This window comes from Chromobacterium sp. LK11, from assembly GCF_001043705.1.
Taxonomy (GTDB): Bacteria; Pseudomonadota; Gammaproteobacteria; order Burkholderiales; family Chromobacteriaceae; genus Chromobacterium; species Chromobacterium alkanivorans.
Window position 1 is genome coordinate 33,574 of the sequence record NZ_LDUR01000002.1, and the last position, 25,818, is coordinate 59,391.

The window sequence follows — 25,818 nt, forward strand, 5'->3', positions numbered from 1 at the left end:
TGCAGGGTGCCGTTTTGCAAACTGAAAACCGAATATCCAGCCAAACCGAGGTTACCATGAGCCAAGTTCCTGCCTATAAACGCATCCTGCTGAAACTTTCCGGCGAGGCCCTGATGGGCGATGACAGCTATGGCATCAACCGTGCCACGATCGAGCAGATCGTCGGTCAGATCAAGGAAGTTGTGGAGCTTGGCGTGGAAGTGGGCGTGGTGATCGGCGGCGGCAACATCTTCCGCGGCGTCGCGCCGGCGGCCGCGGGCATGGATCGCGCCACCGCGGACTACATGGGCATGATGGCCACGGTGATGAACGCGCTGGCGCTGAAGGACGCGATGACCAAGGCTGGGTTGATCGCGCGGGTGCAGTCGGCGCTGACCATGCAGCAGATCGCCGAGCCCTATGTGCGCGGCAAGGCGATGCAATACCTGGAAGAGGGCAAGGTGGTGATCTTCGCCGCCGGCACCGGCAACCCCTTCTTCACCACGGACACCGCCGCGGCGCTGCGCGGAATGGAAATGAACGTGGACATCATGCTGAAAGCCACCAAGGTGGACGGCGTGTACACCGACGATCCGAAAAAGAACCCGGACGCGATACGTTACCAGACCCTGACCTTCGACGAGGCGATCTCGCGCAACCTGAAAGTGATGGACGCCACCGCCTTCGCGCTGTGCCGCGACCAGAACCTGAACATCAAGGTGTTCAGCATCTTCAAGAGCGGCGCGCTGACCCGGGTCGTGCTTGGCGAAGACGAAGGCACGCTGGTACACTGCTGAGTTTGAAAATTGCTGAAGGCGAAAGCGGCAATGGCCGTTTTCGCCTTGTCTTTTTAAGTTTCGATTTGGAGTGGACATGATTAACGACATCAAGAAATCGGCCGAGCAGAAAATGCAGAAGTCGCTGGAAGCGTTTAAGACCGACCTGAGCAAAGTGCGCACCGGTCGCGCCCATACCGGCATTCTTGATCATGTCATGGTGGACTACTATGGCAGCGACGTGCCCATCAGCCAGGTGGCCAACGTGACCCTGGTGGACGCGCGCACCATTGGCGTGCAACCCTGGGAAAAGCCGATGCTGGCCAAGATCGAAAAAGCGATCCGCGACTCCGACCTAGGCCTGAATCCGGCCTCCATGGGCGAGATCATCCGCGTGCCGATGCCGATGCTGACCGAAGAGCGCCGCAAGGATCTGATCAAGGTCGTGCGCGGCGAGGCCGAGGGCGCGCGCGTGGCCGTGCGCAATATCCGCCGCGACGCCAACAACGAATTCAAGAACCTGCTTAAAGACAAGGCCATTACCGAGGACGACGAGCGTCGCGGCCAGGATGAGATCCAGAAGCTGACCGACAAGTACACCGTCGAAATCGACAAGGCCCTGGCCGCCAAGGAAGCCGACCTGATGGCCGTCTAAGGAGCGCCGTACCTTGTTTGCAAGCTCTACCAAGGATGTGCCGGAGGTGCGTTCCGTGCCGCGGCATATCGCCATCATCATGGATGGCAACGGCCGCTGGGCCAAAAAGCGTTTTCTGCCACGGGTGGCCGGCCACAAGCGCGGCCTGGACACCGTGCGCGAGATCGTCGGAGCCTGCAAGGAGCTGGGGGTCGAATGCCTGACCCTGTTCGCCTTCTCCACCGAGAACTGGCGGCGTCCGCAGGAGGAGGTGTCCTTCCTGATGGACCTGTTCATCCGCGCGCTGGAGCACGAGGTGAGCAAGCTGCACAGCAATAATATCCGCCTGCGGGTATTGGGTTCGCGCGAGCGTTTCAGCGCGGATTTGCAGGAGCGCATTCTGCGCGCCGAGGAAAAGACCGCCGGCAACGACGGCCTGGCCTTGAACATCGCCGCCGACTACGGCGGCCGCTGGGACATCCTCAGCGCGGTCAACGGCCTGATCGCCGAGGGCGTCACCCATATCGACGAAGAGGCGCTGAGCCAGCGCCTGTCGATGCCGTGGGCGCCGGAGCCGGATTTGTTCATTCGCACCGGCGGCGAGCAGCGCATCAGCAACTTCCTGCTGTGGCAGTTGGCTTATTCCGAGCTGTATTTCACCGAAACGCTGTGGCCGGACTTCGACCGCGCCGCGCTGGAAACCGCCATCGGCTCCTACCAGTGCCGCGAGCGCCGCTTTGGGCGCACCAGCGAACAACTGCCCGAGCATCTGCGCCGGGACGGGCGCTGAGCCATGCTGCTGACACGCGTTCTGACGGCCTTGGTGCTGTTGCCGCTGATGCTGGCGGCCTTGTTCCTGTTTCCGGCCGAGGCCTGGGCCTGCTTTTCCTGGCTGATCATTCTGCTGGCCTTGTGGGAGTTCAGCCGCATGGCCGGCATGGCCGGCGCCGGCAAATGGCTGTACCTGGCCGCGAGCAGCGCCTTGGCCGTGGCCGCCTGGTTCAGCCATTACCGGCTGGGCCCGGCGGAGCACGCGCTGACCTTGGCCTTCTGGCTGTTGCTGGTGCCGTGCTGGCTGGCCAAGCGCTGGCGCATCCGCCAGGGGCTGGCGGCCTGGCTGCTGGGCTGGCTGTTGATGCTGCCGGCCTGGTTCGCCTTCCTGGAATGGCGGCCGCAGCCCGGCGAGGCGGACGCCTTCGCCTTGCTGGCGGTGATGGGCCTGGTGTGGGTGGCGGACATCGCCGCCTATTTCTCCGGCAAGGCCTTCGGCCGGCGCAAGCTGGCGCCGTCCATCAGCCCGGGCAAGAGTTGGGAAGGGGTGTACGGCGGCGTGATCTGCGTGGCCCTGTACGTGGCGCTGGTGGATCATCTGGGCTGGATAGACATCGGCCTGCCGATCTGGGCCTTGCTGCTGCTGGCGCTGCCGCTGAGCGCGGTCAGCGTGATGGGCGACCTGCTGGAATCCTGGTTCAAGCGCGCGTCGGGCATCAAGGACAGCAGCCGGCTGCTGCCCGGTCACGGCGGCGTGTATGACCGTATCGACAGTCTTATCGCCGTCCTCGCCGTCAGCAACGCGCTGCGCGCTCTGGGCGGCATGTAACCGCAGGAACTCTATTCAATGACGAAACCGCAAGGGATTGTCGTTCTCGGCGCCACCGGCAGCGTGGGCGTCAATACGCTGGACGTGGTGGCGCGCCATCCGGAGCGTTACCGGGTGGTGGCGCTGAGCGGCAACCGCCAGGTGGATCGCCTGTTCCAACAGGCGCTGCAATTCCGTCCGGCCTATGTGGTGACCGGCGACGCCGCGTCCGCCGACGCCTTGCGCGGACGCTTGGCCGAGGCCGGCGTGGACGCCGAGGTGCTGCACGGCCCGGCCGCGCTGGTTCAGGTGGCTGCGCTGCCTGAGGCCGAGGTGGTGATGGCCGCCATCGTCGGCGCCGCCGGCCTGCCGTCCGCGATGGCGGCGGCGCGCGCCGGCAAGCGCATCCTGCTGGCCAACAAGGAATCCCTGGTGGTGGCCGGCCGCCTGTTCATGGATACGGCGCGCCGTCACGGCGCGACCCTGCTGCCGGTGGACAGCGAGCACAGCGCCATCTTCCAATCGCTGCCGCACGACTACGCCGGCAATCTGGACGCCGCCGGTATCCGCAAGATCATCCTCACCGCTTCCGGCGGCCCCTTCCGCCAGTCCTCGGCCGAGGACTTGCTGCGCGTCACCCCGGACGACGCCTGCCGGCATCCCAACTGGGTGATGGGGCGCAAGATTTCCGTCGATTCCGCCTCGCTGATGAACAAGGGCCTGGAAGTGATCGAGGCGCACTGGCTGTTTTCCGCGCCGCCGGAGCGCATCGAAGTGGTGGTGCACCCGCAAAGCGTGATCCATTCCATGGTGCAGTATCGCGACGGCTCGGTGATGGCCCAGCTGGGTTCGCCGGACATGCGCACGCCCATCGCCTGCGCGCTGGCCTGGCCGGAGCGCATCGAGGCCGGCGTGGGCTCGCTGGACTTCTTCTCCTTGTCCAATCTGACCTTCGAAGCGCCCGATCTGGAGCGCTTCCCCTGTCTGAAGCTGGCTTTCGACGTGCTGCGCCTGGGCGGCGACGCGCCGGCGGTGCTGAACGCCGCCAACGAGGTGGCGGTGGACGCCTTCCTGAATGGTCGCCTGCGTTTCATCGACATTCCCGCGGTGGTGTCCGCGGCGCTGGACGGCGTCAGCCTGGCGGGCAGCGACTCGGTCGAGGCCTTGCTGGCCAAGGATGAGGAAGCGCGCGCCTTCGCGCTGCAACAGGTGGCCGCATGCTGACCCTGCTCGCCTTCCTGGTCGCCATCGGCGTGCTGGTGACCTTTCACGAACTGGGACACTATTGGGTGGCCCGCTTGTGCGGGGTCAAGGTGCTGCGCTTCTCCATCGGCTTCGGCAAGCCGCTGTGGACGTATTGGCGCAAGGGCACCGAGTGGGTGATCTGCCCGATTCCGCTGGGCGGCTACGTGCGCATGCTGGACGAGCGCGAGGGCCCGGTGCCGGAAGAGCAGCGCCCGCAAGCCTTCAACAATCAGCATGTGCTGAAGCGCATCGCCATCGTCGCCGCCGGCCCGCTGGCCAATCTTCTGCTGGCGGTGCTGCTGTACTGGGTGGTGATGGCGCAGGGCGTGACCCAGATCAAGCCCCTGGTCGGCACCGTGGTGGCGCAGACCCCGGCCGCCGCGGCCGGCTTCGCCCCCGGCGACCGGATACTGAGCGTGGCCGGCCGCCCGGTGGCCAACTGGCAGCAAATCCGTCTCGCCCTGGTGGAGGCGGCGATGTCGCCGGACGCCACCGTGGTGCAGGTGGAGACCGCGGCCGGCGTCCGCGCTGAACGCCGCATCGACCCGGCCCGCTTCGGCGACAAGGCGGTGACCGCGATGCAACAGGGCAGCACCGGCCTGACGCCGGGGCGCTTCCTGCCGGAGATAGGCGCGCTGGAAGAGGGCGGCGCCGCGCAAAGCGCCGGCCTGAAGCCGGGCGACAAGCTGCTGGCGCTCAACGGCAAGCCGCTGGCGAGTTGGGAAGGCTGGGTGGCCGAGGTGCGCAACAGCCCGGGCCGGGACCTGGACGTGAAAATCCAGCGCGGCGCGGAATTCATGAGCATCAAGGTGCGGCCGCAGGCGCATCAGCAGGACGGCGAAGTGGTGGGGCGCATCGGCGCCGCGCCGCAGCCGGACGCCGGCTGGGGACGCCAGCTGTTGTACACCGAGCATTATTCGACCGCGCAGGCCGGTCTGGCCGCCTTGGCCAAGACCTGGGACACCGGCTGGATGAGCGTCAAGTTCATGGGCCGCATGCTGATGGGCCAGGCTTCGCTGGATAATCTTTCCGGCCCGCTGACCATCGCCAATGTCGCCGGTCAGACCGCGCGCGAGGGTCTGACGCCTTATCTGGAGTTCCTTGCGCTGATCAGCATCAGCATCGGCGTGCTGAATCTGCTGCCGATTCCAGTTCTGGATGGCGGGCACTTAATGTATTATGTCGCGGAGTTGATCAGAGGTCGCCCCGTCAGTGAGCGGGCGCAATTGTTCGGACAAAAAATTGGCTTCATCTTGCTGGCGTCTTTGATGGCGTTTGCCTTGCTGAATGATTTCAGCCGCCTATTTGGGGGTTAAAACCGATCTATGAAATTGAAATTGCTTGCAGCAGCCGTATTGGGCTTGACTTCGGCCTCCATGGCCTGGGCTGTTGATCCGTTCGTCATCAAGGATATCCGCGTCGAGGGCCTGCAGCGCACCGAGCCGGGCACCGTGTTCAATTACCTGCCGGTCAAGGTGGGCGACACCTTCAACGACCAGAAGGCCAACGAGGCGATCAAGGCCTTGTTCGCCACCGGCTTCTTCAACGATGTGCGCATCGAATCGCGCGACAGCGTGGTGATCGTCGCCGTGGCCGAGCGCCCGGTGGTCAGCCAGCTCAATATCAACGGCGCCAAGGAATTCAGCAAGGACCAGCTGAAAAAGGCGCTGAAGGACAACGGCTTCGCCGAATCGCTGATCTTCGATCAGGCGCTGCTGGACGGCGCGGTGCAGGAGCTCAAGCGCCAGTACTACAGCCGCGGCAAGTACTCGGTGGAAGTGACCCCGTCGGTGACCAAGCTGGAACGCAACCGCGTGGCGGTGACGCTGGACATCAACGAGGGCGTGACCGCGCGCATCAAGGAAATCCGCATCGTCGGCGCCAGCGCCTTCAAGCAGTCCGATCTGATAGACCAGTTCAGCCTGACCACCGGCGGCTGGCTGTCCTGGGTGACCAAGGACGACCAGTACTCCAAGCAGAAGCTGACCGGCGATCTGGAAAAGCTCAAGGCCTTCTACCAGAACCAGGGCTATCTGGAATTCAATATCGACTCCACCCAGGTGTCGATCAGCGCCGACAAGCAGGACATGTTCCTGACGGTGAATATTCACGAAGGCAAGAAGTTCACCATCTCCGACATCAAGCTGGCCGGCGATCTCAAAGTGCCGGAAGCGGATCTGCGCAAGCTGATCCAGGCCAAGGCCGGGGACACCTTCAACAACGAGCGCATCACCGAGTCGGTGAAATCGTTGAGCGATCGCCTGGGCCAGGCCGGCTACGCCTTCGCCAACGTCAACGTGTTGCCCGACATCGATCACGACAAGCAGACCGTGGCCTTCACCTTCTTCGTGGACCCGGGCCGCAAGACCTATGTGCGCCGCGTCAACATCGCCGGCAACACCAAGACCCGCGACGAAGTGATCCGCCGCGAACTGCGCCAGCTGGAAGGCGCGCCCTACGGCGCGGACAAGATCAAGCGCAGCAAGGAGCGCGTGGAACTGCTGGGCTATTTCGAAGACGTCAACATCGAAACCCCGGCGGTGCCGGACGCCGCCGACCAGGTGGACATGAACATCAGCCTGAAGGAGCGCTCCACCGGCAGCGTGTCCGCCGGCATCGGCTTCGTGCAGGGCGAGGGCGTGCAGCTGTCCGCCAACCTGTCGCAGAGCAATATCTTCGGTTCCGGCAAGTACATGTCGCTGGGTCTGTCCACCGGCAAGGTCAACAAGAACCTGTCGCTGTCCTTCACCGACCCCTACTTCACGCCGGACGGCGTCAGCCTGGGCTATGACTTGTACAACCGCGTCTACAACCCGGACGCGACCAATATTTCCGCGTACAAGACCAGCACCATAGGCGGCGCGGTGCGTTTCGGCGTGCCGGTGACCGAGTACGACCGCATCAACTTCAGCATCGGCGCGGAAAACACCAAGATCAGCACCTACGACAACAGTCCGCAGCGCTACAAGGACTTCGTCAACCAGTACGGCAGCAACAACAACACGCTGCTGGGCACCATCAGCTGGGGCCGTGACACCCGCGACAGCGCGCTGTGGCCGACTCGCGGCGCGGTGATCAAGGTGGGCGCGGACGCCGGCCTGCCGGGCGGCGATCTGCAGTACTACCGCCTGACCCACCAGCAGACCTGGTTCTTCCCGCTGACCAAGACCTTCACGCTGATGCTGAACGGCGAGCTGGGCTACGCCGACGGTTACGGCAAGACCTCGCGCCTGCCGTTCTTCCAGAACTTCTACCTGGGTGGCCTGGGCTCGGTGCGCGGTTACGACACCAGCAGTATCGGCCCGCGCGACACCAACGGCGACTACCTGGGCGGCACCCGCAAGGCGGTGGCCAACGCCGAAGTGCTGTTCCCTTTCCCGGGAATGAAGGACAATAAGTCGGTGCGCACCAGCCTGTTCTTCGACGCCGGTTCCCTGTGGGATCCGTCGGTGCCGGGCAGCTCCGCCGGCGACGGCGTGCGTTATTCCGCGGGCGTGGCGCTGACCTGGCTGTCTCCGATCGGTCCGATGAAATTCAGTATCGCCAATCCGCTGAAGAAGAAGGACAACGACAAAGTCCAGCGCTTCCAATTCCAGCTGGGTACCGTGTTCTAAAATTGACGGGGTTGTTATATGAAAGCATTGCTGTGGGCGGCCGCTATTTTGTCGGCAGCCGCCATCTCGGCCCAGGCGGCCGAGCTGAAAATGGGCTATGTCAACACTGAGCGCATCTACCGCGAGGCGGCGCCGGCGATCGCCATCCAGAAGCGCCTGGACAAGGAGTTCTCCGAGCGGCGCAACGAGCTGAAGAAGATGGAAGCGCGCGCCAAGGAGCTGGAGTCCCAGCTGGCCAAGAGCAGCCTGAACTCTGACGACCGCAAGCGCTACGAGCGCGAGTACGCGGCGCTGGACCGGGATTACCGGGCCAAGGGCCGCGAGCTGTCCGAGGACTTCAATCAGCGCCGCAACGAGGAGTTCGCCTCGGTGCAGGAGCGGGCCAACCGCGCGCTCAAGCAGCTGGCGGAGCGCGAGCAGTACGACCTGATCCTGCAAGACGTGGTGTATGTGAACCCCAAGTACGACCTGACGCCCAAGGTTCTGAAGGAACTGGACCGCTGACGGCAGGGCGGGGCGGCTGGGAGCGTGTTTGCGCTCCCGCGGGCCGGAGCGAGGCCAGGCGCGGCGGCGGAGAAAGCGGAATGCCCATGCGGAGCACGGGCGTTTCGAACGCGCGCCCGCCGCGCCATGCTCCGCGGCGCGCGGCGGATCGCAAACAGCTTTTGGGCGGCCGCCCTGGATGCGCGCGCTGCTAGCGACGCGCCAACTCACATTACGGGAGCAAGCCGACCCCAGGTCGGCTTTCGTTTTTGATGGCTTATACCCTCTCATTCATTATCGGCAGGCTGGGCGGCGAACTGGCCGGCCCGGACCTGACGGTTGACCGCCTGGCGCCGCTGGAAGCGGCCGCGGTCGGCGACATCGCCTTTCTGGCCAATCCCAAGTACCGCAAGCAGCTGGACGACAGCGAGGCCAGCGCGGTAATCGTTTCGCCCAAGATGGCGGAAGAACTGGCAGGCGGCGAAGCCTGGGGCCAGCGCTCCTGGATTGTCGCCGCCGATCCCTATCTCTATTTCGCCCGCCTGGCGGCGCTGTTCCATCCGCAGCCGCAGGCGCAGGGCGGCGTGCACCCCAGCGCGGTGCTGGGCGAGGGCGCGCGGGTGGCGGCCAGCGCCGAAGTGCGCGAGCACGTCAGCATCGGCCGCAACGCGGTCATCGGCGAGCGCTGCCGGCTGCTGCCGGGCGTGGTGGTGGGCGACGACTGCGTGTTGGGCGACGACGTGGTGCTGTATCCCAATGTGACCCTTTACCACGGCTGCGTGTTGGGTAACCGCGTCGGCGTGCACTCCGGCAGCGTGATCGGCGCCGACGGCTTCGGCCTGGCCTGGGATAAGGACCACTGGTTCAAAATTCCGCAAACCGGCCGCGTCATCATCGAGGACGATGTGGAAATCGGCGCCAACACCACGGTGGACCGCGGCGCGATGGCGGACACCGTGATCCGGAAGGGCGCCAAAGTGGACAATCTGGTGCAGATCGCCCACAACGTGCAGATCGGCGAGCATTCCGCCATCGCCGGCTGCGTCGGCATCGCCGGCAGCGCCAAGATCGGCGCCTATTGCACGGTGGGCGGCGCGGCGATGTTCGTCGGCCACATTGAAATAGCGGACAAAACCCATATCGGCGGCGGCACCCTGGTGTCGAAGTCGATCAAGACGCCGGGCACCTACGCCTCGTCTTACCCCTTGCAACCGATGAAAGAGTGGCTGGCCAACGCCGTGCACGTCCGTCATCTGGACGATATGGCCAAGCGGCTCAAGCAGCTCGAGCGCGAGCTCAAAGAAATGAAGAATCAGGAGGAATCCCCCAATGTCTGAACACGCCGTCACCATCGATGTCCGCGAGATCATGCGCTATCTGCCGCATCGCTATCCTTTCCTGCTGGTGGACCGTGTCACCGAATTCGAGGAAAACAAGCGCATCAAGGCGCTGAAGAACGTCACCATCAACGAACCGTTCTTCGTCGGCCACTTCGAGCAATACCCGGTGATGCCGGGCGTGCTGATCATCGAGGCGATGGCTCAGGCCGCCGGCATCCTGGCCATCCGCAGCCAGGGCGAGCGCGCCGAGAACGAGCTGTATTTCTTCGTCGGCATCGACAACGCCCGCTTCAAGCGCCAGGTGGTGCCGGGCGACCAGCTGACCTTCGAAGTGGAACTGATCACCAGCAAGCGCGGCATCGGCAAGTATTCCGCCCGCGCGCTGGTGGACGGCCAACTGGCTTGCGAAGCCGAAATCATGTGCGCCAAGCGCGAGGTGTGATCATGGCCATCCATCCAACCGCCATCGTCGACCCCAAGGCCCAGATCGCCGACGACGTCGAGATCGGTCCATACTCCATCATCGGCCCCAACGTCAGCATCGGCAGCGGCAGCTGGGTTGGCCCGCACGTGGTGATCGAAGGCCATACCTCCATCGGCAAGAACAACCGCATCTTCCAGTTCTGCTCGCTGGGCGCCCAGCCGCAGGACAAGAAGTACGCCGGCGAGCCGACCCGACTGGAAATCGGCGACAACAACACCATTCGCGAATTCTGCACCTTCAACACCGGCACCGCCCAGGACGTGGGCGTGACCCGAGTCGGCAACGACAACTGGGTGATGGCCTATGTGCACGTCGCGCACGACTGCCAGGTGGGCAATAACGTGATCCTGGCCAACAACGCCACCCTGGCCGGTCATGTGCAGCTGGGCGACTGGGTGATTCTGGGCGGCTTCACCAGCGTGCACCAGTTCGCCATCATCGGCGAGCATGCGATGACCGCCTTCGCCAGCGCCGTGGCCCAGGACGTGCCGCCGTTCGTGATGGCGCACGGCAACCGCGCGGTGCCCTCCGGCATCAACGCCGAAGGCATGAAGCGCCGCGGCTTCAGCGCCGAGCAGATCCGCCGGGTGCGGGGCGCCTACAAGACGCTGTACCGCCAGGGCCTGTCGTTTGAAGACGCCAAGGCCGCCATTCTGGAGGAGGCCGCCGCCGGCCACGATGAACTGGCTCCGTTCACCCGCTTCTTTGGCCAGTCCGCCAGAGGCATCATTCGCTGAGATCCATGCCCGACACTTTGTTTAAAAGCAAGCGGGCACTGAAGGTCGCCATGGTGGCTGGGGAAGCCTCTGGCGACCTTCTTGCCGCCCACCTGATGGACGCGCTGCTGGCGCGCCATCCCGACATCGAGTTCGCCGGCATCGGCGGCCCGCGGATGGAGGCCAGGGGCTTCGTCAGCCACGCGCCGCAAAGCCGGCTGGCGGTGATGGGCTACGCCGAGGTGCTCAAGCGTCTGCCGGAGCTGCTGCGCATCCGTCGCACCCTGCGCGACCGCCTGATCGCGGAAAAGCCGGACGTTTTCATCGGCATCGACGCGCCGGACTTCAACCTGGACCTGGAGGCCGCGCTCAAGCGCGCCGGCATTCCCACCGTGCACTACGTCAGCCCCTCGGTCTGGGCCTGGCGGCCGGAGCGGGTGCAGAAGATAGGCCGCAGCGTCAGCCACATGCTGTGCCTGTTTCCGATGGAGCCGGCCTTGTATCGTCAGGCCGGGGTGCCGGTCACCTATGTTGGCCACCCGCTGGCCAGCGAGATCCCGCTGCGGCCGGACCAGGAGGCGATGCGCGAACAACTGGGGCTGCCGCAGCGCGCGCCGATATTCACCCTGATGCCGGGCAGCCGCGTGGGCGAGCTGGAGCACATGGCGCCGCTGTACATCGAAGCCGCCAAGCTGCTGCTGAAAACCTATCCCGACGCCCAGTTCCTGGTGCCGCTGGCCACCCGTCCCACCATGGAGCTGTTCGACCGCATGCTGAGCCGCCACAAGGGCTGGGATCTGCCTTTGCGCAAGCTGTTCGGCCACGCGCAGATGGCGATGATCGCCAGCGACGCGGTGCTGGTCACCAGCGGCACCGCCACGCTGGAGGTGGCGCTGACCAAGAAGCCCATGGTGATCAGCTACAAGCTGTCCGCCTTGAGCTACCGCCTGGTCAAGCGCAAGATCCGGCTGCCTTACGTCGGCCTGCCCAACATCCTGTGCGGCCGTTTCGTGGTGCCGGAGCTGCTGCAGAAGCAGGCCACGCCGGCCAAGCTGGCGGCGGAGATGCAAAGGCTGTACGAGGATCAGGACGCGCGGCGGGAGATGGTGCAAACCTTCACCGAGCTGCATCAGTCCTTGCGCCAGGACACCGCCGCGCTGGCGGCGGACGCGGTGCTGCAAGTGGCGGGGCGGCAATGAGCGGGCTTGATCCGGAGCGGATCGCCGGCGTCGACGAAGCCGGCCGCGGTCCGCTGGCCGGCGCGGTGTTCGCCGCCGCGGTGATTCTGGACCCGGCGCGGCCCATCGCCGGCCTGGCCGATTCCAAGGTGCTGAGCGAGGCCCGCCGCGACGAGCTGGCGCTGCTGATCAAGCGCGACGCGCTGGCCTGGTGCATCGCCAGCGCCAGCGTCGAGGAAATCGACAAGCTCAATATCCTGCACGCCACCATGCTGGCGATGACGCGCGCGGTGCAAGGCCTGCAGCCGCAGGCGACGCGCGCGCTGATCGACGGCAACCGCGTGCCCAAGGGGCTGCCGGTGCCGGGCGAAGCCATCGTCAAGGGCGACGCCAAGGTGGCGGCCATTTCCGCCGCCTCCATCCTGGCCAAGACCGCGCGCGACGCCGAGCTGGTGGCGCTGGACGCCCTGCATCCGCAATACGGCTTCGCCCGCCACAAGGGCTATCCCACCGCCGAACACCTGGCCGCGCTGGAGCTGCACGGCGCCTTGCCGGCCCACCGCAAGAGCTTCGGCCCGGTCAAGGCCTGGCTGGCGCGTCAGCAGGGACAGCTGTTTTGAGCGGCGCGGCCGCCAAATCCTGCTTTCCGCCGGTGGCGCGGCCGGACGCCCGGGTGCTGGTGCTGGGCTCTTTGCCCGGCGACGCCTCCTTGCAGGCCGGCCAGTACTACGCCCACCCCCGCAATCAATTCTGGCCGCTGCTGCAGGCGATCACCGGCCGGCCGCTGGCCGAGCTGGCCTACGCCGAGCGCCTGGAAGCGCTGCAACAAGCCGGCGTGGCGCTGTGGGACGTGATCGCCAGCGCGCGGCGGCGCGGCAGCCTGGACGCCGACATCCGCGATCAGCAGGCCAACGATCTGCGCGAACTGGCGCAAAGCCTGCCGCGGCTGCGCGCAGTCGCCTTCAACGGCGCCACCGCCGCGCGCGCGGCCGGACAGCTGGACGGACTGGGGCTGGACATTCTGGCCTTGCCGTCTTCCAGCCCGGCGCATACCCTGGCGTTTGACAGAAAACTTGAAGTTTGGCGGCAACTGGGACGATATTTGTAGATGACTGCGGCGAAAAAACGTCCGCGCTCACTGTGAAACCACCTGGGGGAAGCGATTATGGGCCATTACTGCATATGGTTTGTCACGCCGGACGACAGCGTGATGCGCCGGGCCGAAGTGGTGATCAACGGCGTGATCCATTGCCATCAGGTGCTGGAGGAAATCGAGGCGCAGCTGGCGGTGGACTGCGGTCTGACCCAGGTGATGATCGTCGACTGGAAACGCTTCGAGACGCCGGAGCAGGCCGGCAAGCTCGCTCACGCGGCCTAAGAGCCGGTTTACGATCTGCTGCGTGTCGGCGGGGCCATTAAACAGGGGCGTTGAAAACAACTTAGAAATGCTCACGTACTGTATGTGCGCTCCGCTTTCTCCGCTGTTTTCGCCTTGTCTCGCTCTAGCTCGCAGGATCGTAAACACGCTCTAGGCGGCTAGCTCTTTGGTAGGAGTCAAGCCCGCAGGCGGCCATGCTATCATGGCCGCCTGAATCTTTATGGGGGCCGGCGCCATGCGCGTATTGGGTTTCGCCGGCTATTCCGGCAGCGGCAAGACCACCTTGCTGGAAAAACTGATTCCCCGGCTGACGGCGCGCGGCCTGCGCGTCGCCGTGGTCAAACACACCCACCACGATGTGGACTGGGACACGCCGGGCAAGGACAGCTGGCGCCATCGTCAGGCCGGCGCGGCGCAAGTGCTGCTGGCCTCGGCCCGCCGGCGCATGCTGGTGGAGGAACTGGCGGACAGCAACGAGCTGCCGTTGTCCGCCCATCTGGCCATGCTGGGCCCCTGCGACCTGGCGCTGGCCGAAGGCTTCAAGCATGAAGCCATTCCCAAGATAGAAGTGGTCAACAGCGCCTTGGCGGCGCCGGCCTTGCACCCGGACGACCCGCAGGTGCTGGCCGTGGTCGGCGATCTGCCGCAAACGCTGGACATCCCCTGGTTTCACCGCGACGACGTCGACGCCGTCGCCGCCTTCCTGATTTCACGATTGGACCTGCCCCATGCTGAGCTTTGAACAAGCCCGCGACTGGCTGCTGCAACGCGCCCAGCCGCTGGCCGCCACCGAACAAGTCGAACTGCTGGCCGCCGCCGGCCGCGTGCTGGCCGAGCCCGTGCTGGCCACCTTGGACGTGCCGCCGCACGACAACAGCGCGATGGACGGCTACGCCTTGCGCGCCGCCGACCAGTCCGCGGCGATGCCGGTGTCGCAGCGGGTGCCGGCCGGCAGCGTGCCGCAGGCGCTGGCCGCGGGCAGCGCGGCGCGCATCTTCACCGGCGCGCCCATTCCACCCGGCGCCGACGCCGTCATCATGCAGGAACAGGCGGAAACCGGGGCCGACGGCACGGTCAGCTTCAGCCAGCCGGCCAGCGCCGGCCAGAACATCCGCCGCCGCGGCGAAGACATCCGCGTTGGCCAGGAAATCCTGCCGGCCGGCAAGGTGCTGAACCCGGCCGACATCGGCCTGGCCGCGTCCATCGGCGTGGAAACGCTGACGGTGCGCCGTCCGCTGCGGGTGGCGGTGTTCTTCACCGGCGACGAACTGGTGGAGCCGGGCCGGCCGCTGGCCGCCGGCCAGATCTACAACTCCAACCGCTACTGGCTGGCGCCGGCGCTGATGCGCCTGGGCTGCGAGGTGATCGATCTGGGCATCGTCCGCGACTCCCTGGGCGCCACCCGCGAGGCGCTGCGCGACGCCGCCGACGCCGCCGACGTGATCATGACCTGCGGCGGGGTGTCGGTGGGCGAGGAAGACCACGTCAAGGCCGCGGTGGAGGCCGAGGGCTCGCTGGACCTGTGGAAGCTGGCGATCAAGCCGGGCAAGCCGCTGGCCTACGGCAAGGTGGGGCAGGCGGACTTCATCGGCCTGCCGGGCAACCCGGTGTCCGGCTTCGTCACCTTCCAGGTGCTGGCGCGCGCCTTTCTGGAGCGGCGCGCCGGCCTGCCGGTGTCGGCGCTGGCGCCGGAAGGCCCGTATCCGGCGGCCTTCGACTGGACTCGGCCGGATGCGCGTCGCAGCGAATTCATCCGCGTGCGGCGCGTGTGCGTCGACGGCCGCTGGCAGCTGGAACTGTACCCGCAGCAAGGCTCCGGCGTGCTGATGTCCTGCGCCTGGGCCGACGGCCTGGTGCGGCTGGAGCCGGGCCAGACCGTGGCGCGCGGCGACCTGCTGGCCTATCTGCCGCTGGTGCAGTGAGCCGTGCCCACCATCCGCTTCGTCGATGAAAACGGCGCGCTGCTCGGCGAACAGCAGGCGGCGGCCGGCGACAATCTGCTGGACCTGGCGCGGCTGGCGGACGTGCCCTTGCACTGGCGTTGCGGCCAGGGCACCTGCGGCACCTGCAAGGTGAGGCTGGCGACGCCGGCGGCGGAGCAGCGGCCCAGCCGCAAGGAGCGCAATGTGCTGCTGCGCGCCGGCGCCATCGACGCCGCTCAGGCCGCCAGCGAATGCTGGACCGAGGCGCGACCTTGGCGGCTGGCCTGCCATCTGCACTTGAGCGAGGAAGACTGGGAAGTGGAGTGTCCAGCGTTTTGAGCGTCAACAACAAGGGCCCGAACGGGCCCTTGCCTTATTGCCTTGGAGCCTGTTCAAAGTCTCGCGAGCAAGGGCGAGACAAGGCGAAAACAAGCGAAAAAGCGGAATGTACTCGTGGTACATGAGCATTTTGAGCTTGTTTTCAACGCCCCTTTCTATCCATCCCGCTGAAGCGCAGCAGACTTTGAACAGGCTCTTAGGCGCTCAAGAGCCCCTGCGGTACAGCGCGATCGACCCCGCCAAGGCCAGCAAGGCGCCGCCGCTGACGCGGTTCAGCCACTTGACGCCGTTTTCCCGCCACAGCTGCAGCGATTTCGCCCCCAGCAGCGCGTAAGCGCTCATCGCCAGCACGTCTAGCGCCACGATCACGGCCGCCAGCGCCAGGTACTGGGGCAGCTGGGCCTCGGCCGGCGCGACGAACTGCGGCAGCAGCGCGGACATGAAGAAATAATACTTGGGGTTGCCCATGGCCACGGAAAAGCTCTTGGCGACGGCGGACCAGCGCGAGGGCTGCCGCGCGGCGTCGTGCATCGAGACCAGCCCGCCTTTGGAACGCAACATCTGCAGGCCGACATAGGCGAGAAACGCCACCCCCAGCCATTTGACGATCAGAAACAGGGTTTCGGACGCCGCCAGCAGCGCGCCGAAACCCAGGCCCACCAGCAGCACCAGCAACAGGTCGGCCAGCACCGCGCCCAGCATGCCGTACAGCGCGTAGCGCAGACCGAAGCGGGAGCCGTTGCTCAGCGCGAGCAACACCGTCGGCCCCGGGGTGAGAATGCCCACTGACATGATGAAGGCGAAGGCGAGCAGGGTGGCGAAAGTCATGGGAAGGTCTCTCCTGAGGTCTGGTTTTTATTCCGCTGCCTGTTCTTCGCAGCCTGTCCCGGCCGCGCCGGCCTTGGGCTCCGGACACTCCGGGCGCAGCCAGTGGCGCAGCATGGTCAGCGCCACCGCCAACAGGGTGGGGCCGATGAACAGGCCTATCACCCCCCAGGCGATCAGGCCGCCGATCACGCCCAGGAAGATCAGCGACAGCGGCATTTGCGCGCCCTGGCTGATCAGCAAGGGCTTCAGGATGTTGTCTATGGTGTTGATCAGCAAAAAGCCCCAGACCAGCAGGAAAATGCCCAGGCCGGTGTGGCCGGTGTAAAACACCCAGGCGGCGGCCGGCAGCCAGACGATCAGCGTAGGCATCTGCGCGACGGCGACGATGAAGCAGAGGAAGCCCAGCACCAGCGCGCCGGGCACGCCTGCGATCAAGAGGCCGATCACGCACAGAATGGTTTGCGCCAGCGCGGTGCCCACCACGCCGGTGGTGACGCTGCGTATGGTGCGGGCGATCACGTCCGGCAGCTCGCCGGCCGGCGCGCCGCCCAGCTTGATCACGATCAGCTCCACCGTGTCCCACAGCCGGTCGCCGTTGATCAGCAGCAGGCCGGACACGATGATGGCCAGCACGATTTCCAGCAGGCTCAGGCTGAGGTTGGCGCCGCCGGACAACAGCCACAACGCGCCCTGGTTCACCGCCGGGCGGATTTTCTCGAAGAAGCCGGGCAGGTCGGCTTGCACGCTGCCCCACAGTTTTTGCAGGCTTTCGCCCACCACCGGGATATTGGCCAGCCAGGCCGGCGCATTGGGCAGCGTCAGCTGGGTCAGATCATGGGTGAGGCCGGACAGGTGGGGCAGGGTGTCGGCCAGGGTCAGCGCCATCAGGCCGATGGGGATGGCCAGCGCCAAGGCCAAGGCCAGCACGATCAGCAGCGCGGCCAGCTTGTGGCGGTCGCCCAGCCTCAGCCGCAGCCGGCAGTACAGCGGCCAGGCGGAAATGGCGATGATGGAGGCCCAGGTCAGGGCGCCGAGAAAGGGTTGGATTACGCGCAGGCAGGAGACCACCAGCAGGGCGATGATGGCGATCTGGAACACCGCCAGAATGCTGACATTGGAGAACGCTTTATTGATGGCCATGGGGCTCTCGGAAAATGAAAACGGGCCGATCTTCCGATCGGCCCGCTGATTCTGCAATGCAATGGGCGTGAATGCAATTGGCGCTTGCGGCTATTGCGGATTCGCCGCCGCCAGCGTTTTGGCGAAGGCTTCCGCCGGGGTGAAGCCGATCACGCGGTCCGCCTCCTGTCCCAGTTTGTCGAACAGGATGATGCCGGGCGGGCCGAACAGGCCGAAGCGCTTGAGCAGCGCCTGGTGCTCGGCGTTGTTGGCGGTGACGTCGGCCTTGACCAGCAGATAACCCTGCATCTGGCGGCTGACCGCCGGGTCAGGGAAGGTTTCCGCCTCCATCTCCTTGCAGGACACGCACCAGTCGGCGTAGAAGTCCAGCAGCAGCGGCTTGCCTTCGGCCTTGGCCTTGGCCAGCAAGGCGTCCAGCTGGGCGTTGCTGGCGGCTGGCTGGAACACGGCCTCGGCCCGGGCTTCCGCCTGGCCCTGGCCCAGCCAGCGCAGCGGATAGCGCGGGTTGTCCGCGCCGGCCAGCAGGCCGGCCAATTGCGCCGCGCCTATCAACAGCAGCGTCACGCCGGCGGCCTTGCCCAGCCGCCGCGCCGCGCCGGCCTTGCCCGGCAGCGCTTCCAGCGCGCCCAGCGACACCGCGCTGCCTATCAGCAGCAGGGCCCACAGCAGCATCACCAGCGCGCCCGGCAGGAAGGGGCTGGCCAACCAGATGGCCAGGCCCAGCATCACCACGCCGAAGCAGGCCTTGACGGTTTTCATCCAGCCGCCGGCGCGCGGCAGCACGTGGCCGCCGAAGGTTCCGATCAGGATCAGCGGCAGGCCCAGGCCCAGCGCCATCGCGTACAGCGCCGCGCCGCCCAGCACGGCGTCGCCGGTGCTGCCGATATAGCCCAGCGCCAGCGCCAGCGGCGGGGCGACGCAGGGGCCGATGATCAGCGCCGACAGCGCGCCCATGGCGAACACGGTGGCGAACTTGCCGCCGGACAGCTGGTTGGAGGTGTCGGCCAGCCGCGATTGCAGCGCCGACGGCAGCTGGATGGTGAACAGATCGAACATCGACAGCGCGAACACCACCATCAGCGCGCTGGCGCTCAGCACCACCGCCGGCTGTTGCAGCCACACGGTCAGCAGCGCGCCGGTGAGGCCGGCGATGACGCCGACCACGGTGTAAGTCAGCGCCAGGCCCTGCACATAGGTGAAGGACAGCAGGAAGCCGCGGCGGCGGGTCAGGGTGGCGCCCTGGCCGGCAATCAATGAGGAAACGATGGGCAGCAGCGGATACATGCAGGCGGTGAAGGCCATGCCTATGCCCGCCAGCAAGAAGGTGCCCAATGTGGTCAGCCAACCCTGGGCTGCCAGCTCATTGTTGCCGGCCGAGGACTTTCCCTGCGGGGATGCCTCCGACAGCCATTCTCCCAGCTTGCCGCCGGCGGCCGGCGTGCCGCCCACCTTGAGCTTGTGGGTGTAGGGCGGGTAGCACACGCCGGCGTCGGCGCAGCCTTGCAGCCGCACTTGCAGCTCGAACTCGGCCGGCGCATTGGGTTGCAGCGGCACGGTCACCACGTTCTTGCCGATGAATACGGTCTGCTTGCCGAAGTACTGGTCGTTCTTTTCCTTGCCGGCCGGAAACTGCGGCGCGCCCACCAGATTGGCCGGCTGGCTGCTGACCTGGGTGCGGTCGCGGTACAGGTAGTAGCCGGGGGCCACGTCCAGCGTCAGCTTGAGCTGGTCGCCGGCGCGTTCCACCTTGGCAGCGAAGGCTTGCTCGGCCGGCAGCAGATCGTCCTGGTTGACGGCGTGCGCGGGCAGGCTCAAGCCCAGGCAGGCCAGCGAGACCGCGAGCAGGCCCACGATCCGGGATGAGAGTAGCGATAAGTTGATTGGCACGGGATGACTCTATGGTTTATGGTCTTTAGCGTTTGAATGACCGGCGCGCCTTGGCATTGGTTCCGTGGCGGCCGGGCGGGGCGCGGAGGGCGACGGGTTTGGTCGCCGTCGCGTCTTGCTATGCGAAAACAATATGCATTAAATTCAAATAACGGGCAAACGGTAAGATAGAATATTCATATAAAAACTAGGGCGCAACACCATACATCATGCGAGAAACGATTCACTTTGCTCATGCCAACAGTTTCCCGGCCTCGGTTTACCGCAAGTTCCTGGCCGCGCTGGGCGAGCGTCACCAGGTGGGCTTCCTCGACGCCATCGGCCATGACCCGGCTTACCCGGTCACCGACTGCTGGCCGCACCTGGTGGAGGAAACCATCGCCCATATCGAAAGCCATTATCAGGGCCCCATCGTCGGCGTCGGCCATTCGCTGGGCGGTTTCCTGATGTTCTACGCCGCCTTGCGCCGGCCGGAGCTGTTCAAGCGCATCGTGATCCTGGATTCGCCGCTGATGGGGCCGTTCCGCTCGCGCGGCATCTGGCTGGCCAAGAAGCTGGGCTTCATCGACCGTGTCACCCCGGGCGGCAATACCCTGAAGCGGCGCGACAACTGGGCGTCGGTGGCCATGGTCCACGACTACTTCGCCCGCAAGCCGATGTTTGCCCGCTTCGACCCGGACTGCCTGGCCGACTACGCCGAGCACGGCACCGTGGACGACGGCCAGGGCGGGCGCAAGCTCAAATTCCGGCCGCGGATCGAGCATGAGATCTACTGCGCGCTGCCGCATGATTTTCCGCGTTATCGCGGACAATTGAAAGTGCCGGCCACCTTTATCGCCGGCACCGGTTCGGATGTGTTGAAACCAGCGGACCTGCGCTTCATGCGCAAGCACTTCAATATCCAGGTGCAAATGCAGCAGGGTAGCCATCTGTTTCCGCTGGAGCGTCCGGAGGAAACTGCGCGGCGCATTCTGGATCTGCTGGAGGCCTGAGCCGGGATCTGGCGGCACAAAAAACGGAAGCCCAGGGGCTTCCGTTTTTTTGCGAGCTTGGCGTGCGGCTTAGATGGGACGGATCTCTTGTGGGTAGAGCAGGGCGATATGGGCTCTGCCTTTGGTGCGGTCGGTCAAGAACAGCTGGGCCAACAGCAGATGCTGTTCCGGCAGGGAGTTCAGGTCGGTCTTGATCTTGTCGAACAGCTCGGCCTGGTAGTCGGCTTGGGACTTGCCGTCGGCCTTGGTGGAGTAGCTCTTCAGCGCCCAAGCATGACCGACATGGGCCAGCTCGGGGTTGGCCAGTCCCAGTTTGTGATAAATGACGCCTTTGGCGTCGGAGCCGTCCTCGTCGGAGTAGGCCAGCAGGGAAAAGCTGGAGTCGATGTGATTCAGGGCGAAGCTCAGCTTGTCGGCCACGTTTTCGATATAGGGCTCGAAGCAGCTGGTGTATAGCCAGTGGGTCTGCGGCACGGGCGGTTTGATGTAGGTGGTGGGATAGAACAGGGTGATGGTGGCCTTGCCGCCCTGGCTGTCCGACAGCAAGAGCTTGGCGCCGAACGCCTGGGCCGGCGTCAAGTCGTTCAACTGGCGGCGAATCTTGTCGAATAGTTCCGCATTGTAGGCGGCCTGATCGTTGCCTTTGGGCTTGGCCTCTATATATATTTTCTTCCAGCCGGCATTGTTCTTCTGGATATTGCCTTGGATGGCCGGCGCATAAAACACCACGCCCTTGGCCGGATTTTCTTTCTCGTCGGCTACGGCGGCGATGATGTGATGATTGGCCCGCGACAATTCATCGGCGCGCTGCCTGATCTTCTCCAGCAGTTCGTCAATATCATTCTTAAACTCGGCAATATAATCCCAATTATTTGACATTGAATGACTCCATGGCGGTTGAATGGCGCGGCGCTGTTGCGCACCTAATGGATTCTATGTCAATGGAAAATTGGCGCGGCTGACAAAAGCTGAACGCGGTTTGTGGCGCGGGCGCGCCGTCAAAACAAAACGCCCGGCGGGGCCGGGCGTTGGACTTGGAACAAGCGTAAGGCTTACAGCATCGCCAGCCGCTGGCGCACGCTGCGCTCGATGCCGGCGGCGTCCAGGCCGCAATCGGCCAGCATGCCGGCCGGGTCGCCGTGCTCCACGTAATCGTCCGGCAGGCCCAGTTGCAATACCGGTTTGAGGATGCCCATCGCCTGCATCGCCTCCAAACAGGCCGAGCCGGCGCCGCCCATCACCACGTTTTCTTCTACGGTGATGATCAGATCGTGGCTCTCCGCCAGCCGGCACACCAGTTCCGCGTCCAGCGGCTTGACGAAGCGCATGTCGGCCACGGTGGCGTTCAGCGTCTCGGCGGCGGCCAGCGCCGGCGTCACCATGCTGCCGAAGGCGAGGATGGCCACTTTTTCGCCCTGGCGGCGCAACCGGCCCTTGCCCAGCGGCAGCGCCGTCATCTCCGCCTGAATCTCGGCGCCGGGGCCGGTACCGCGCGGATAGCGCACCGCGGCCGGGCTGTTCATCTGGAAGCCGGTGTAGAGCATCTGGCGGCATTCGTTCTCGTCCGACGGCGCCATCACCGTCAGATTGGGAATGCAGCGCAGGAAGGACAGGTCGAAGGCGCCCGCGTGGGTGGGGCCGTCCGCGCCCACCAGGCCGGCGCGGTCGATGGCGAACAAGACCGGCAGGTTTTGCAGCGCCACGTCGTGGATCAGCTGATCGTAAGCGCGTTGCAGGAAGGTGGAGTAGATCGCCACCACCGGCTTGACGCCGTCGCAGGCCAGGCCGCCGGCGAAGGTGACCGCGTGCTGTTCGGCGATGGCCACGTCGTAATAGCGGTCCGCGTGTTCCTGTTCGAAGCGCACCAGGCCGGAGCCTTCGCGCATCGCCGGGGTGATGCCCACCAGGCGCGGGTCGCGCTTGGCCATGTCGCAGATCCAGTCGCCGAACACCTGGGTGTATTGCGGCTTGCCGCCGCCCTTGCCGCTGGCCAGGCCGTTGCTGGGGTCGAACTTGGTGACGCCGTGGTATTTGACCGGGTCGCTCTCCGCCAGCTTGTAGCCGTGGCCTTTCTTGGTGACGATGTGCAGGAACTGCGGGCCCTTGAGACTGCGGATATTGCTCAGGGTATCCACCAGCACGTCCACGTCGTGGCCGTCGATCGGGCCGATGTAGTTGAAGCCGAATTCCTCGAACAGGGTGCCCGGGGTGAAGAAGCCCTTGACGTGCTCTTCAACCTTGCTGGCGATCTCCTTCAGCGGCGGGGCGATGCCCAGCACCTTGCTGGAGCCTTCGCGCATCGCCGCGTAGAAGCGGCCGGACATCAGCTTGGCCAGGTAGTTGTTCAGCGCGCCGACATTGGGCGAGATCGACATCTCGTTGTCGTTGAGCACCACCAGCAGGTCGGTGTCCATCGCGCCGGCGTTGTTCAGGGCTTCAAATGCCTGGCCGGCGGTCATCGAGCCGTCGCCGATGACGGCCACGCATTTGCGCTCTATGCCCTGGGTCTTGGCCGCCACCGCCATGCCCAGCGCCGCGCCGATGGAGGTGGAGGAGTGGCCGACGCCGAAGGTGTCGTATTCGGATTCGTCGCGCTTGGGAAAGCCGGCCAGGCCGCCTTTCTGACGCATGCTGCCCATGCGCTCGCGGCGGCCGGTCAGGATCTTGTGCGGGTAGGTCTGATGGCCCACGTCCCACACCAGGCGGTCGTCCGGGGTGTTGAACACATAGTGCAGCGCGATGGTCAGCTCAATGCTGCCCAGGTTGGAGGCGAAGTGGCCGCCGGTCTTGCTGACGCTTTCCACCAGGAAGTCGCGCAGTTCCGTGGCCAGCGGCGCAAGCTGCTGGCGCGACAGCTTGCGCAGGTCGGCGGGGCTTTCAATGGTCTCGAGCAAGGGATACATAGTTTTCTGCTTCTCAGAACGAGCGCGCGACGATGTAGTCGGCCAGTTCCTTCAATCGTTGGGCGGAATCGCCAAATCCTTCCAGCGCGGCAAACGCCTCGTCGCGCAAGTCGCGGGCAAACTGCTTGGCCTCGGCCAGCCCCATCAGGCTGACGTAGGTGGGCTTGTCGTGGGCGGCGTCCTTGCCGGCGGTCTTGCCCAGCGTGGCGGTGTCCGCTTCGCAGTCCAGCACGTCGTCCACCACCTGAAAGGCCAGGCCCATGCGTTTGGCGAACACGTCCAGACGGGCGGTTTCCTCCTCGCTCAACGGCCGGCCGGCCATCGCGCCTAGCAGCACCGACGCGCGGATCAGCGCGCCGGTCTTCAGCAAATGCATGTATTCCAGTTCCGGCTGATTCAGCGCCTTGCCCACGCTGGCCAGGTCTATGGCCTGACCGCCGGCCATGCCGGCGTGGCCGGCGGCGCGGGCCAGGGTGTGGACCATGGCGAGCTGAGCCGCGGGGGCTACCTCCGGCAGCGGCACGCTCAGCATGTCGAAAGCGTGGGTTTGCAGCGCGTCGCCCACCAGGAGCGCGGTGGCTTCGTCGTAAGCCACGTGACAGGTGGGCTTGCCGCGGCGCAGCACGTCGTCGTCCATGCAGGGCATGTCGTCGTGCACCAGCGAATAAACGTGGACCATTTCCAGCGCGGAGCCGATGCGGGCCAGGTTGTCGGCCGAAGCGCCCACCAGTTCGCCGGCGGCGAACACCAACAGCGGACGCACCCGCTTGCCGCCGCCCAGGCAGACGTAGCGCATTGCTTCATGCAGTTGCTGCGGCGTGTGCTGAGCGGAGGGCAGCAGGCGCTCCAGCGCGCCTTCCACCTGCTGCTGGATCTCGGTCATCCAGGCCATGAACGGTTTATTGGCCATTGGACAATTCCAGTGGTTTGAGTTCGTTGTTTTCCAGGATTTTCAGCTGCTGTTCCGCGTCGGCCAATTTGGTCTGGCAGAACTTGATCAATTCTATGCCCTGCTTGTAGGAGCCTAGCGCCGTTTCCAGCGGCATGTCGCCGCTTTCCATCGCCTGGATGATGTCTTCCAGTTGGGCCAGTGCGGTTTCGAAACTGGCCGGCGCTTTGCTGGCTTTAGCCATGGCGTTTTCCTTATTGTGCTTTGTGGTGGCCGGGCCGTGCGGGTTCCGTTGGTGTCGCGTGGGCGCAGGCGGCTCTTTAAGGCCGTCATTCTAGTCCAATTCCCCGGTGCGGCGACAGAGGCGATTGAGCGCTTTCGGCAAGCGCGGATGTCGTTGGAATGCTAAGCGCGCGGAAAGGGAACGCGCCTAGCGGACAATTCCCCGCCGCCCGCATTTGCGGTAGGGTGTCGCCAATTGAAAACGACAGGGGCCAGCATGCATTCGCAACCATCCATTCTGATCACCGGCTGCTCCAGCGGCATCGGTTACCACACCGCCGTCATCCTGGCCCAGCGCGGCTGGCGCGTGATCGCCAGCTGCCGCGCCGCCGCCGACGTGGAGCGCTTGCGCAGCGAGGGCATGGCCTGCATCCGGCTGGACGTGGACGACGCCGATTCCATCCGCGACGGCCTGGCCCAGGCGCTGGAGATGGCCGGCGGGCGCCTTGACGCCTTGTTCAACAACGCCGGTTTCGGCCAGCCGGGCGCGGTGGAGGACATCAGCCGCGCGGCGATGCGCGAGCAGTTCGAGACCAATCTGTTCGGCCCCTGGGAGCTGACCAACGCCGCGCTCAAGGTGATGCGCGCTCAGGGCCACGGCCGCATCGTGTTCAACAGCTCCATCCTCGGCTTCGCCGCCATGCGTTGGCGCGGCGCCTACAACGCCAGCAAGTTCGCGATGGAAGGCCTGTGCGACACGCTGCGCCACGAGCTGCACGGCACCGACATCCATGTCTCCCTGGTGGAGCCGGGGCCGATTGAAAGCCGTTTCCGCCCCAACGCGCTGGCGCGTTTCCTGAAAAACGTGGACATAGACGCCAGCCACCACCGCGAGGCCTACCAGCAACAACTGGAGCGGCTGAAGAAAGAGGGGCACGCCGCGCCGTTCACCCTGCCGGCCAGCGCGGTGGCAGAGGCGGTGCACCGCGCCATCACCGCGGCCAAGCCGGCGGCGCGCTACCGGGTGACTTTCCCCACCAAACTGTATTGGTGGCTGCGCCGGCTGTTGCCAACCCGTTGTTTTGACTGGGCATTGCGCGCGGCGACCTGAGGCGACGCCAAGTCCTTGGCATAGCATGAGTTTTTCTATGCATAGACATGTTTTTTCTTTGATGCCATTTTGATAGTTTCTTGTTGATCTAGCCTGCGGATTCGCTTTACAGTCACGGCACTTGCTCATGGCATTTCCTCATGCCGGAGCAGGCATAACAAATATAGAGACGCCGGGTT

At 65.3% G+C, this 25,818-nt stretch carries 26 protein-coding genes and 1 pseudogene; 20 read left to right on the forward strand and 7 right to left on the reverse strand.

Annotation, left to right across the window (positions count from 1 at the left end; all coding sequences use genetic code 11):
• Nucleotides 1-56 precede the first annotated feature (56 nt).
• The 18 genes from pyrH to VK98_RS01060 all read left to right on the forward strand — a co-directional run bounded on the left by pyrH (nt 57) and on the right by VK98_RS01060 (nt 15,667).
• A complete protein-coding gene (gene pyrH, locus VK98_RS00975) occupies nt 57-776 on the forward strand; it encodes a UMP kinase (protein WP_048412252.1) in 720 nt (239 codons plus the stop codon).
• Nucleotides 777-852: 76 nt separating this feature from the next.
• Nucleotides 853-1,410: a ribosome recycling factor gene (gene frr, locus VK98_RS00980; protein ID WP_019104407.1), complete on the forward strand. Its 558-nt coding sequence runs from the start codon at nt 853-855 to the stop codon at nt 1,408-1,410.
• 79 nt (nt 1,411-1,489) lie between these two features.
• Nucleotides 1,490-2,179, forward strand: coding sequence for a polyprenyl diphosphate synthase (gene uppS, locus VK98_RS00985; RefSeq protein WP_231589187.1), 690 nt, complete (start codon nt 1,490-1,492; stop codon nt 2,177-2,179).
• A gap of 3 nt (nt 2,180-2,182) precedes the next feature.
• Entirely contained in the window at nt 2,183-2,989 is an 807-nt protein-coding gene (locus tag VK98_RS00990) for a phosphatidate cytidylyltransferase (RefSeq protein WP_048412254.1), read from the forward strand.
• Nucleotides 2,990-3,007: 18 nt separating this feature from the next.
• Nucleotides 3,008-4,192 carry a 1-deoxy-D-xylulose-5-phosphate reductoisomerase gene (gene ispC / locus VK98_RS00995; RefSeq protein WP_048412255.1) on the forward strand — a complete coding sequence of 395 codons (1,185 nt, stop codon included), beginning with the start codon at nt 3,008-3,010 and terminating at the stop codon, nt 4,190-4,192.
• Nucleotides 4,186-5,529: an RIP metalloprotease RseP gene (gene rseP / locus VK98_RS01000; protein ID WP_048412256.1), complete on the forward strand. Its 1,344-nt coding sequence runs from the start codon at nt 4,186-4,188 to the stop codon at nt 5,527-5,529. Before ispC ends, rseP begins: the two co-directional genes overlap by 7 nt.
• Nucleotides 5,530-5,538: 9 nt before the next feature.
• Entirely contained in the window at nt 5,539-7,827 is a 2,289-nt protein-coding gene (gene bamA / locus VK98_RS01005; RefSeq protein WP_048412257.1) for an outer membrane protein assembly factor BamA, read from the forward strand.
• 18 nt (nt 7,828-7,845) lie between these two features.
• A complete protein-coding gene (locus tag VK98_RS01010; RefSeq protein WP_048412258.1) occupies nt 7,846-8,331 on the forward strand; it encodes an OmpH family outer membrane protein in 486 nt (161 codons plus the stop codon).
• A 251-nt stretch (nt 8,332-8,582) separates the two neighbouring features.
• Nucleotides 8,583-9,647 (forward strand): UDP-3-O-(3-hydroxymyristoyl)glucosamine N-acyltransferase, encoded by a 1,065-nt coding sequence (gene lpxD / locus VK98_RS01015; RefSeq protein WP_048412259.1) that lies wholly within the window; start codon nt 8,583-8,585, stop codon nt 9,645-9,647.
• On the forward strand, nt 9,640-10,092 hold the full coding sequence (fabZ, locus tag VK98_RS01020) for a 3-hydroxyacyl-ACP dehydratase FabZ (protein ID WP_019100286.1): 453 nt from the start codon (nt 9,640-9,642) through the stop codon (nt 10,090-10,092). Before lpxD ends, fabZ begins: the two co-directional genes overlap by 8 nt.
• Before the next feature lie 2 nt (nt 10,093-10,094).
• Nucleotides 10,095-10,871: an acyl-ACP--UDP-N-acetylglucosamine O-acyltransferase gene (gene lpxA, locus VK98_RS01025; protein WP_048412332.1), complete on the forward strand. Its 777-nt coding sequence runs from the start codon at nt 10,095-10,097 to the stop codon at nt 10,869-10,871.
• 5 nt (nt 10,872-10,876) lie between these two features.
• Entirely contained in the window at nt 10,877-12,049 is a 1,173-nt protein-coding gene (gene lpxB / locus VK98_RS01030) for a lipid-A-disaccharide synthase (protein ID WP_048412260.1), read from the forward strand.
• Entirely contained in the window at nt 12,046-12,648 is a 603-nt protein-coding gene (gene rnhB, locus VK98_RS01035) for a ribonuclease HII (protein ID WP_048412261.1), read from the forward strand. The genes lpxB and rnhB overlap by 4 nt, the downstream gene beginning before the upstream one ends.
• Nucleotides 12,645-13,136 carry a DNA-deoxyinosine glycosylase gene (locus VK98_RS01040; RefSeq protein ID WP_048412262.1) on the forward strand — a complete coding sequence of 164 codons (492 nt, stop codon included), beginning with the start codon at nt 12,645-12,647 and terminating at the stop codon, nt 13,134-13,136. The genes rnhB and VK98_RS01040 overlap by 4 nt, the downstream gene beginning before the upstream one ends.
• 57 nt (nt 13,137-13,193) lie before the next feature.
• Nucleotides 13,194-13,406, forward strand: coding sequence for a hypothetical protein (locus VK98_RS01045; RefSeq protein WP_048411263.1), 213 nt, complete (start codon nt 13,194-13,196; stop codon nt 13,404-13,406).
• 220 nt (nt 13,407-13,626) lie between these two features.
• Nucleotides 13,627-14,148, forward strand: coding sequence for a molybdopterin-guanine dinucleotide biosynthesis protein B (gene mobB, locus VK98_RS01050; RefSeq protein ID WP_304413548.1), 522 nt, complete (start codon nt 13,627-13,629; stop codon nt 14,146-14,148).
• Complete coding sequence (gene glp, locus VK98_RS01055; protein WP_048412263.1) at nt 14,135-15,328, forward strand: gephyrin-like molybdotransferase Glp; 1,194 nt, start codon at nt 14,135-14,137, stop codon at nt 15,326-15,328. The genes mobB and glp overlap by 14 nt, the downstream gene beginning before the upstream one ends.
• A gap of 3 nt (nt 15,329-15,331) precedes the next feature.
• Nucleotides 15,332-15,667, forward strand: a complete 336-nt coding sequence (locus VK98_RS01060; RefSeq protein ID WP_048412264.1) for a 2Fe-2S iron-sulfur cluster-binding protein — start codon at nt 15,332-15,334, stop codon at nt 15,665-15,667.
• A gap of 204 nt (nt 15,668-15,871) precedes the next feature.
• On the opposite strand, the gene VK98_RS01065 is transcribed toward VK98_RS01060, so the two are convergent.
• From VK98_RS01065 to dsbD, 3 genes are all read right to left on the reverse strand, one after another.
• The gene (locus VK98_RS01065) at nt 15,872-16,495 is read right to left on the reverse strand and encodes a LysE family translocator (RefSeq protein WP_048412265.1); all 624 of its coding nucleotides are present in this window, start codon (nt 16,493-16,495) and stop codon (nt 15,872-15,874) included.
• 27 nt (nt 16,496-16,522) lie between these two features.
• A complete protein-coding gene (locus VK98_RS01070; protein ID WP_048412266.1) occupies nt 16,523-17,635 on the reverse strand; it encodes an AI-2E family transporter in 1,113 nt (370 codons plus the stop codon).
• Nucleotides 17,636-17,725: 90 nt separating this feature from the next.
• Complete coding sequence (gene dsbD, locus VK98_RS01075) at nt 17,726-19,522, reverse strand: protein-disulfide reductase DsbD (RefSeq protein ID WP_156187720.1); 1,797 nt, start codon at nt 19,520-19,522, stop codon at nt 17,726-17,728.
• Between the two features lie 209 nt (nt 19,523-19,731).
• Here dsbD and VK98_RS01080 point away from each other — a divergent pair, with 209 nt between their 5' ends.
• Nucleotides 19,732-20,514 carry an alpha/beta fold hydrolase gene (locus VK98_RS01080; protein WP_048412267.1) on the forward strand — a complete coding sequence of 261 codons (783 nt, stop codon included), beginning with the start codon at nt 19,732-19,734 and terminating at the stop codon, nt 20,512-20,514.
• Nucleotides 20,515-20,583: 69 nt separating this feature from the next.
• Here the strand turns inward: VK98_RS01080 and VK98_RS01085 are convergent, their stop codons facing one another.
• The 4 genes and pseudogenes from VK98_RS01085 to VK98_RS01100 all read right to left on the reverse strand — a co-directional run.
• The gene (locus VK98_RS01085; protein ID WP_048412268.1) at nt 20,584-21,393 is read right to left on the reverse strand and encodes a hypothetical protein; all 810 of its coding nucleotides are present in this window, start codon (nt 21,391-21,393) and stop codon (nt 20,584-20,586) included.
• A 173-nt stretch (nt 21,394-21,566) separates the two neighbouring features.
• Complete coding sequence (gene dxs / locus VK98_RS01090; protein ID WP_048412269.1) at nt 21,567-23,417, reverse strand: 1-deoxy-D-xylulose-5-phosphate synthase; 1,851 nt, start codon at nt 23,415-23,417, stop codon at nt 21,567-21,569.
• A gap of 13 nt (nt 23,418-23,430) precedes the next feature.
• Nucleotides 23,431-24,327 carry a polyprenyl synthetase family protein gene (locus tag VK98_RS01095; protein ID WP_048412270.1) on the reverse strand — a complete coding sequence of 299 codons (897 nt, stop codon included), beginning with the start codon at nt 24,325-24,327 and terminating at the stop codon, nt 23,431-23,433.
• A pseudogene (locus VK98_RS01100) lies at nt 24,317-24,565 on the reverse strand (exodeoxyribonuclease VII small subunit); the annotation flags it as partial. The gene VK98_RS01095 and the pseudogene VK98_RS01100, both read right to left, overlap by 11 nt.
• Before the next feature lie 240 nt (nt 24,566-24,805).
• On the opposite strand from VK98_RS01100, the gene VK98_RS01105 reads away from it, so the two are divergent.
• Nucleotides 24,806-25,639 carry an SDR family NAD(P)-dependent oxidoreductase gene (locus VK98_RS01105; protein WP_048412272.1) on the forward strand — a complete coding sequence of 278 codons (834 nt, stop codon included), beginning with the start codon at nt 24,806-24,808 and terminating at the stop codon, nt 25,637-25,639.
• Nucleotides 25,640-25,818 lie beyond the last annotated feature (179 nt).

Bases quoted from the DNA above. Each gene is read 5' to 3' on its own strand.
- pyrH (WP_048412252.1), top strand. From the start codon at position 57: ATGAGCCAAGTTCCTGCCTATAAACGCATCCTGCTGAAACTTTCCGGC.
- frr (WP_019104407.1), top strand. From the start codon at position 853: ATGATTAACGACATCAAGAAATCGGCCGAGCAGAAAATGCAGAAGTCG.
- uppS (WP_231589187.1), top strand. From the start codon at position 1,490: ATGGATGGCAACGGCCGCTGGGCCAAAAAGCGTTTTCTGCCACGGGTG.
- VK98_RS00990 (WP_048412254.1), top strand. From the start codon at position 2,183: ATGCTGCTGACACGCGTTCTGACGGCCTTGGTGCTGTTGCCGCTGATG.
- ispC (WP_048412255.1), top strand. From the start codon at position 3,008: ATGACGAAACCGCAAGGGATTGTCGTTCTCGGCGCCACCGGCAGCGTG.
- rseP (WP_048412256.1), top strand. From the start codon at position 4,186: ATGCTGACCCTGCTCGCCTTCCTGGTCGCCATCGGCGTGCTGGTGACC.
- bamA (WP_048412257.1), top strand. From the start codon at position 5,539: ATGAAATTGAAATTGCTTGCAGCAGCCGTATTGGGCTTGACTTCGGCC.
- VK98_RS01010 (WP_048412258.1), top strand. From the start codon at position 7,846: ATGAAAGCATTGCTGTGGGCGGCCGCTATTTTGTCGGCAGCCGCCATC.
- lpxD (WP_048412259.1), top strand. From the start codon at position 8,583: ATGGCTTATACCCTCTCATTCATTATCGGCAGGCTGGGCGGCGAACTG.
- fabZ (WP_019100286.1), top strand. From the start codon at position 9,640: ATGTCTGAACACGCCGTCACCATCGATGTCCGCGAGATCATGCGCTAT.
- lpxA (WP_048412332.1), top strand. From the start codon at position 10,095: ATGGCCATCCATCCAACCGCCATCGTCGACCCCAAGGCCCAGATCGCC.
- lpxB (WP_048412260.1), top strand. From the start codon at position 10,877: ATGCCCGACACTTTGTTTAAAAGCAAGCGGGCACTGAAGGTCGCCATG.
- rnhB (WP_048412261.1), top strand. From the start codon at position 12,046: ATGAGCGGGCTTGATCCGGAGCGGATCGCCGGCGTCGACGAAGCCGGC.
- VK98_RS01045 (WP_048411263.1), top strand. From the start codon at position 13,194: ATGGGCCATTACTGCATATGGTTTGTCACGCCGGACGACAGCGTGATG.
- mobB (WP_304413548.1), top strand. From the start codon at position 13,627: ATGGGGGCCGGCGCCATGCGCGTATTGGGTTTCGCCGGCTATTCCGGC.
- glp (WP_048412263.1), top strand. From the start codon at position 14,135: ATGCTGAGCTTTGAACAAGCCCGCGACTGGCTGCTGCAACGCGCCCAG.
- VK98_RS01065 (WP_048412265.1), bottom strand. From the start codon at position 16,495: ATGACTTTCGCCACCCTGCTCGCCTTCGCCTTCATCATGTCAGTGGGC.
- VK98_RS01070 (WP_048412266.1), bottom strand. From the start codon at position 17,635: ATGGCCATCAATAAAGCGTTCTCCAATGTCAGCATTCTGGCGGTGTTC.
- VK98_RS01080 (WP_048412267.1), top strand. From the start codon at position 19,732: ATGCGAGAAACGATTCACTTTGCTCATGCCAACAGTTTCCCGGCCTCG.
- VK98_RS01085 (WP_048412268.1), bottom strand. From the start codon at position 21,393: ATGTCAAATAATTGGGATTATATTGCCGAGTTTAAGAATGATATTGAC.
- dxs (WP_048412269.1), bottom strand. From the start codon at position 23,417: ATGTATCCCTTGCTCGAGACCATTGAAAGCCCCGCCGACCTGCGCAAG.
- VK98_RS01095 (WP_048412270.1), bottom strand. From the start codon at position 24,327: ATGGCCAATAAACCGTTCATGGCCTGGATGACCGAGATCCAGCAGCAG.
- VK98_RS01105 (WP_048412272.1), top strand. From the start codon at position 24,806: ATGCATTCGCAACCATCCATTCTGATCACCGGCTGCTCCAGCGGCATC.